The sequence below is a fragment of the Nostoc sp. EspVER01 genome (assembly GCF_034530635.1).
Classification (GTDB): Bacteria; Cyanobacteriota; Cyanobacteriia; order Cyanobacteriales; family Nostocaceae; genus Nostoc.
In genome coordinates this window covers 187,221-194,284 of sequence record NZ_JAVRCS010000012.1, presented here as the reverse complement: position 1 = coordinate 194,284, position 7,064 = coordinate 187,221, and the positions used below count along the sequence as shown (strand labels likewise).

General features: G+C 41.3%; 5 protein-coding genes. 1 reads left to right on the top strand and 4 read right to left on the bottom strand.

Translation table 11 applies throughout. From position 1 onward, the window contains the following. From RMX69_RS13575 to RMX69_RS13565, 3 genes are all read right to left on the bottom strand, one after another. The coding region (locus RMX69_RS13575; RefSeq protein ID WP_322637746.1) for a hypothetical protein at window positions 1-540 on the bottom strand (540 nt) is incomplete at its 3' end. Between the two features lie 712 nt (window positions 541-1,252). After that, the gene (locus RMX69_RS13570; protein ID WP_322637751.1) at window positions 1,253-2,896 is read right to left on the bottom strand and encodes an acetolactate synthase large subunit; all 1,644 of its coding nucleotides are present in this window, start codon (window positions 2,894-2,896) and stop codon (window positions 1,253-1,255) included. Window positions 2,897-2,989: 93 nt separating this feature from the next. Beyond that, a complete protein-coding gene (locus RMX69_RS13565; RefSeq protein WP_322637750.1) occupies window positions 2,990-4,357 on the bottom strand; it encodes an NAD-dependent succinate-semialdehyde dehydrogenase in 1,368 nt (455 codons plus the stop codon). Window positions 4,358-4,584: 227 nt separating this feature from the next. Here RMX69_RS13565 and RMX69_RS13560 point away from each other — a divergent pair, with 227 nt between their 5' ends. Next, window positions 4,585-5,208 (top strand): Uma2 family endonuclease, encoded by a 624-nt coding sequence (locus RMX69_RS13560; protein ID WP_322637745.1) that lies wholly within the window; start codon window positions 4,585-4,587, stop codon window positions 5,206-5,208. 81 nt (window positions 5,209-5,289) lie between these two features. Here RMX69_RS13560 and RMX69_RS13555 read toward each other — a convergent pair whose 3' ends face one another. Then, window positions 5,290-6,942 carry an adenylate/guanylate cyclase domain-containing protein gene (locus tag RMX69_RS13555; protein WP_322637744.1) on the bottom strand — a complete coding sequence of 551 codons (1,653 nt, stop codon included), beginning with the start codon at window positions 6,940-6,942 and terminating at the stop codon, window positions 5,290-5,292. Window positions 6,943-7,064: the final 122 nt, after the last annotated feature.

Below are 7,064 nucleotides of genomic sequence, written 5' to 3'. Positions count from 1 at the left end.
AGAGTTAGTGTAACTAGATATGTAAAGTTTTGTATTAGGATTCAACATTTCTGATACAGCAGTTATATCACCAGAAACTTGCGACGCTCTAAAGCTTGTATTATCGTATTTCCACGCACCATTTTCAACATAATAATAGTAGAGATATCCATCTGTACCCCGGAAGAATACTTCTGAATGACTTCGTTGAGGTGCATATACAGCAGTTATATCACCAGAAACTTGCGACGCTCTAAAGCTTGTATTATCGTATTTCCACGCACCATTTTCAACATAATAATAGTAGAGATATCCATCTGTACCCCGGAAGAATACTTCTGAATGACTTCGTTGAGGTGCATATACAGCAGTAGGGGATTCCGCTAATAAAACTTCCTTCTTGACTTTTTGTGAATTAAGAGTGTTAAGGCTTAAATTTTCTGCTGCAAACAAAGTACTCGCAAGATTAGCTGGTAAGCTATTAGCGTAGGCTGCACCTCCCCATAACAACGACCCAAAATAAACTACGATAGCTGCACACTTTTTAAGATTAGCTTTCACAACTTTCTTCTCCTTAAACGTTAATTGAACCTTAATTCTTAATTGATTGTTTAGGTCATGAAATCATGTATCCCTTGAACATTCATTCCAAGTTACACGGTTTGTGACAAATTGGGGTGTTATTTGTATTGCCAGCGTTTCCAAAGGGCATAACAGAATACTGAATTTATGTAAAAAAATCAATTTTTTTATAACTATAATACCTAGTACCAAATACTTTTTAACAGATGTATCCTCTTTCCTGACTTTTCACGGTATCTGGAAAATCTATCTCCTAAAAGTAGAGAGATTTGGAATTTTCCCGCTTACCGCTTCGGGAAGGGGTTAGGGTGTTAGATTTTTCGTAGGCTTTTCCACATCACGTGAAAAGTCAGATTTTCTGTCAATTAAAAGTTTACCAATTAAGTCTTTAGGGAAATACGATGCTTATTAAAACTTAAATATTGTCATGATTGAGATGAGTTAGAAGTTATTGATTCTCACTCATTGTGAATGAACTTCTGAGCTTAATGGTTTTTTTTACGAATCGTAAAGGACGCAAAGAAGGAGAAGAAATATATCTATAAATGAAGTGAAGTAAAGCCGTGCGTTAACCTTTGGTGTCACGCCACTACCAAAACACTAAAGGAGTAGAAATTAATAAAGAGTTAGGAATAAATAACTCCTAACTCCTAACTCTTGTACAGACGCTAAATAATCGCGTCTCTACTTTTTACAACGCACAAGTCAACTCGCCGGCTTTTTGACTAAAGCGGTGATTCTCCCGATAATCTACGGGACAATCTATCACTGCGGGTACATCTTGAGCGAGGGCTTCTTTCAAAGTGGGAATCAAATCTAAAGCCGATTCAACTCGGTAGCCTTTTAAACCCATGCTTTCGGCTAATTTCACAAAATCAGGATTGCTAAAATGCACAAAGGATGAGTTTCCTTTGCCAAATTGATTTTCTTGCTTCCACTCAATTAACCCATACCCACCATCATTGAAAATTATGGTGACAAAGGGCGTACCGACACGTAAGGCTGTTTCTAATTCCTGGGAATTCATCATAAAGCCACCATCGCCTGTGACAGCAACGACTTTGCGCTTAGGATGAACCAGTTTTGCTGCTAAAGCTCCAGGAATGGCAATACCCATAGCCGCAAAGCCGTTGGAAATTATGCAAGTATTGGGACTATGGCAATGATAATGACGGGCCATCCACATCTTATGTGCGCCAACATCTGAGATGACGATATCATCTGGGCCCATCACTTGGCGTAAGTCATAAATTAACTTTTGCGGCTTAATGGGAAATCCGTCATCATGGGCATACTGTTCGTAATCAGCGCGAATCTCTGTCCTTAAGCTAATAGCAAAGGGATCGGGTTTGCCTTGTCTGTCTGCTAATTTTAAAATTTCATAGAGGGAATCTGAAATATCTCCCACAACTTCGGCGTTGGGAATATAACTACTATCAATTTCTGCCGGACTTACCCCAATATGCACAATCGGAATTTCACCATTTCGATTCCATTTCTTGGGGGAAAACTCAATCAAATCGTAGCCGATCGCAATTACTAAATCTGTGTTATCAAAAGCACAGGTAATGAAGTCTCTTTGCTGTAATCCCACTGACCACAAAGCTAATTGATGTGTGTAGGGAATCACGCCTTTACCCATGAAGGTATTGGCAACAGGTATATTTAACAAGGTGGCAAATTGCGTTACGGCATCACTCGCATGAGCGCGAATTGCTCCATTTCCTACTAAGATTAATGGGTTAACTGCTTGGCAAATTGCGGCGGCGGCTGCCCGAATGCTAGCAAAAGATGCATAGGTTTTTTCGCTATTATCCTTACGCAAAGGCTTGCCTTCGACGGGCATGGCAGCAATATTTTCTGGCAAATCAATGTGAACTGCACCAGGTTTTTCTGATTGCGATCGCTTAAATGCTTTCCGCACTACTTCAGGTGTAATACTCGGTCGCACAATCTGCTTATTCCACTTGGTAACAGGTGCAAACATTGCCACCAAATCTAAATATTGATGGGATTCAATATGCATTCTATCTGTTCCCACCTGACCGGTAATCGCCACTAAAGGCGCACCATCGAGGTTAGCATCTGCTACCCCAGTCATCAAGTTGGTTGCTCCAGGGCCAAGAGTAGAAAGACAAACTCCAGCTTTTCCGGTTAAGCGTCCGTAGACATCGGCCATGAATGCTGCACCCTGTTCATGACGAGTCGTAATAAATTTAATCGAAGAATGTTTTAACGCTTCCAAAACGTGCAGGTTTTCTTCACCAGGAAGTCCAAAAATGTATTGCACTCCTTCGTTTTCTAGGCACTGCACCAATAATTCTGCTGTATTCATTTTATTTCCCGACAACTCTATTAACGAATAAGACTTTTGTTCTTTGTCATTAGTCATTTGTCCTTTGACCAATGACTAATGACTAATGACTAATCATTTAACCCACACGGTTTTCACATTTACAAACTCATGTATACCTTGGATACTCAATTCTCTGCCATATCCAGAACGCTTGATGCCACCAAAGGGCAACCGAGGATCGGATTTGACCATACTGTTGATAAACACGGCACCTGCTTCAATTTCCTCAACCAAGCGATCGCTCTCTTGGTCGTTGGTTGTCCAAGCACTTGCACCTAACCCAAAGGGACTGTCATTAGCGAGTTTGATGGCAGCATCAATATCTGGAACCCGGAATAACAAGGCTACCGGGCCAAAGAATTCTTCTTTTGCGATTGGTGTGTCGGTGGGGATATCTATGATAATCGTTGGCGGATAAAAGTTTCCAGGACGATCTGATAAAGGATGTCCGCCGATGATGACTTTACCACCACTGCTAATAGCACCTTGCACTTGTTGATCTAAATCCTGGAGAATACCAGGAGTTGCCAGGGGGCCTAAATCGGTATCCGGTTGCATAGGATCGCCTACTTTCAGCGCCTCGAATTTTTCTAAAAGCAATTTTTCAAATTTATCTGCGATCGCATCTGCGACAATAAAACGTTTCGCTGCAATACATGATTGCCCGTTATTTAACATTCGTGCTGTAGTAGCTGTGACAACTGCTGTCTCTAAGTCAGCACTTTCTAACACAATAAACGGGTCACTTCCTCCTAATTCCAAAACTGTTTTTTTAATTTGTTTGCCGGCGGCGACGGCGAGGGATGCGCCTGCTGGTTCGCTTCCGGTCAAAGTAGCAGCTTTTACGCGGTCATCAGCCATTAAATCGGCAACTTTGGCAGCACCTATTAATAGAGTTTGAAACGCACCTTCAGGAAAACCTGCCCGTCGGATAATATCTTCAATTGCCAAGGCGCACTGCGGCACGTTGGAAGCGTGTTTGAGTAAGCCGACATTTCCCGCCATTAATGCTGGTGCGGCAAAGCGGAAGACTTGCCAGAAGGGGAAATTCCACGGCATCACCGCGAGAATCGCACCCATTGGTTGATAACGTACAAAACTCTGGCTGGCATCAGTTTTTACACTGACATCAGCCAAGAAAGTAGGGGCATGTTCAGCATAGTAGCGACAGACGGCGGCGCATTTTTCGACTTCCGCGATCGCAGCTTTAAATGGTTTACCCATTTCTAGAGTCATTAACTTAGCAAATTCTGCTTTGTCTTGCTCTAAAATATCAGCAGCTTTTTGCAGCCATTGCGATCGTTGAGAGAAACTAGTCTGACGATACTGTTCAAAAGTCTGATTAGCTAAATCGAGTTTAGCGTTAATTTCTGCATCATTGAGCGCCTCAAAGGTTTTGAGCGTCTCCCCAGTGGCGGGATTAATGGTGGCGATCGCCATTACCTGACCTCCCGTTAAAAAATAGCTTGAAGTTGGCTTCCTAATGTTATACATATAAACTAAGGAAGCTACCACCCAAATTTTAGTCTTTTAGCCAAAAATTAGCTGCTAAATATTACAATTTCGCAATTTTAATTGAATCAAACTATACCAATCAATAAGTATTAATATTGATGAATTAAATACAAATAAAGTTGCTATAATTTGCACAATTGAGGAATCAAGCTATGACTCAAGTCTTAGGCAAAGTAGTTACATTCGATGAGTTCGTTGCTAAATATCCAGATAACAGGGCACAACGTTACGAACTATATGACGGAGTAGTAGTAGAAATGCCTCAACCAACAGGCGACCATGAAGAGATTGTTGTATTTTTATCAACAAAAATCACTTTAGAATATAGTCGCCTCAGTCTAAGCTATGGTATACCAAAAACAGTATTAGTTAAACCACTTGAAAATGAATCAGCTTACTCGCCAGATGTATTACTCCTAAATCTCCCTAATTTAGTTAATGAACCTCGGTGGAAAAAAGAATCAACTGTTACTCAAGCAGTATCAATTCCTTTAATAATTGAGGTGGTAAGTACAAACTGGCGTGATGATTATCTGAAAAAATATGCTGATTATGAAGAAATGGGAATTCCTGAATACTGGATTGTAGATTATGCTGCATTGGGCGGTAGAGAATTTATTGGCAAGCCTAAACAACCAACTATTTTGGTTTGCTGTTTAGAAGAAGGTGAGTATCGCGTTAGTAAGTTTCAAGGAAATGACCGTATCCAGTCGCCAACTTTTCCAGAGTTAGATTTGACAGCAGAGCAAATTTTTAGTGCTGGCACAGTCAGGTAATTCGTAATTCGTAATTTATCTTTATAGGAGTATGTCACTAGATGGGTTACATAATCTAGACCTCAAAGCCCATGCCAATCCCTAAAGATTAATAATTGGAGCAATGATTGTTGGCACTGGTTGCAATTTTGTCTGATAAACCTTAACTAATCGCTCAATACCTTTGAAACGATAATCTCCCATTTCTTGGAAGTCTGAGGGTTCTGAAAGCATTTTATGGGTGGCTTCACTAATGACGCATTCACTAGGGGGACAAACTGCTTCCATCCGAGCAGCAAGATTAATCGTCGCGCCTAATGCTGTATAATCTACCCTTTGGGAACTACCGACATCTCCCACCACAGCCTTACCGCTATTAATCGCAATCCGTAATTGCAGGGGTTCGAGCCAAAAACCATTGGCATTCAGATGTTCGAGACGAGTGAGCATTCCCTTAGCAGCAGTAACAGCGCGATCGGCATGATCTGCTTGCGGTTCTGGAGCGCCAAAAAATGCCATAATACAATCGCCAATATATTTATCTAAAGTGCCGCCGCAACTAAACACTTCTTTTAGCATTTCTTCAAATAAATTATTTAATAGTTGAGCGATCGCAGTTGGTGTTAACCTTTCAGAAATCGCCGTAAAGCCAACTAAATCAGCAAACAAAATACTGATTTCGCTCTCGGCGGGAGCTAAACGACCACCCGGTAATCCGCCTACAGATATCAACTGCTGTACAACTGCTGGAGAATGATAGCGTTCTAGTCGGTGACGAATCATCTCTTCAGTTTTGAGTTTTTCTACTAATAACCAACGCTGCACGCTAGAAGCTACAAGATTTGCTAAAGCTGAGAAAAAACTCAATTCTTCTTCACCTTCATTCGCCCAATGGTAAGAAGAAAAATTGGCATCGGCATACAGTACGCCCACAACTTTATTTTCATCCCATAAAGGCACTGCCATCGCGCTACGAATGCCTTTGACCAAAATACTCTGTTCGCTAGCAAACCGTTCATCCTGATGAGTATCACCAGTTTGAATGACGACTTTTTCTTCAAATACCTTTTGACAGATACTACGACTAATCCAACTACCATCAGAAGGGAGATGTTTCTGTTGAGAAATATTTCTAGTGGCAGCATTCATTAATTCTAACTGGCCACAACCATTGACATCAATTAATAATGCCAAGCGATCGATACTATCAAGGTAACGAAAAACTACTTGCTGTACCTGCGAAAAAATCTCTTCTATAGATGCGGCTGCACAAAGATTTTTCGCTATGTCCACTAAGTCTTTAAGACGGGCAATGGTTTTGTCCTTATTGCTGATGTTGCCATCCTTACTATCAGCTGCAATCCATTGCTGTTGTAATTGTTCGACATTGTGAAGGATGGTTCTTTGCTCATTAATGTCCGAAATTCCGGCATACTCTGGTGTCGGTTGAGAAACAGCGGTTGTGAGCAGCACTACCAGGCTAACATTGCCCAGCCAAACGATATCGCCGTGATGTAACTCTTGAGGATAGTTAACCAGATATTTATTGACTTGCGTCCCGTTTTTGCTGCCCAGATCCTCAATAGTCCACACACCGTCAGCCGTTTTTACCAGGCGAGCATGGTTGCGGGATACTCCACCAAAAGGTAAGTACAAATTACATTCCGGCAAACGACCAATTGTAAATACATCTTGGTCAACTGCGATCGTGGTCTCGGTATCTCCCTCTTGTAGGCGTAGCGTCAGTTCAGTCATGAGTGTGATAGATCCATCGAAGCTAGAGGTCAAGCAAGTCTAAGGTAAGTTATACCCTACAGGTTAACCTTCACCTTTTCTTTATGACACTGTTAACTGCATTCCGACAACTGTATTTCAGT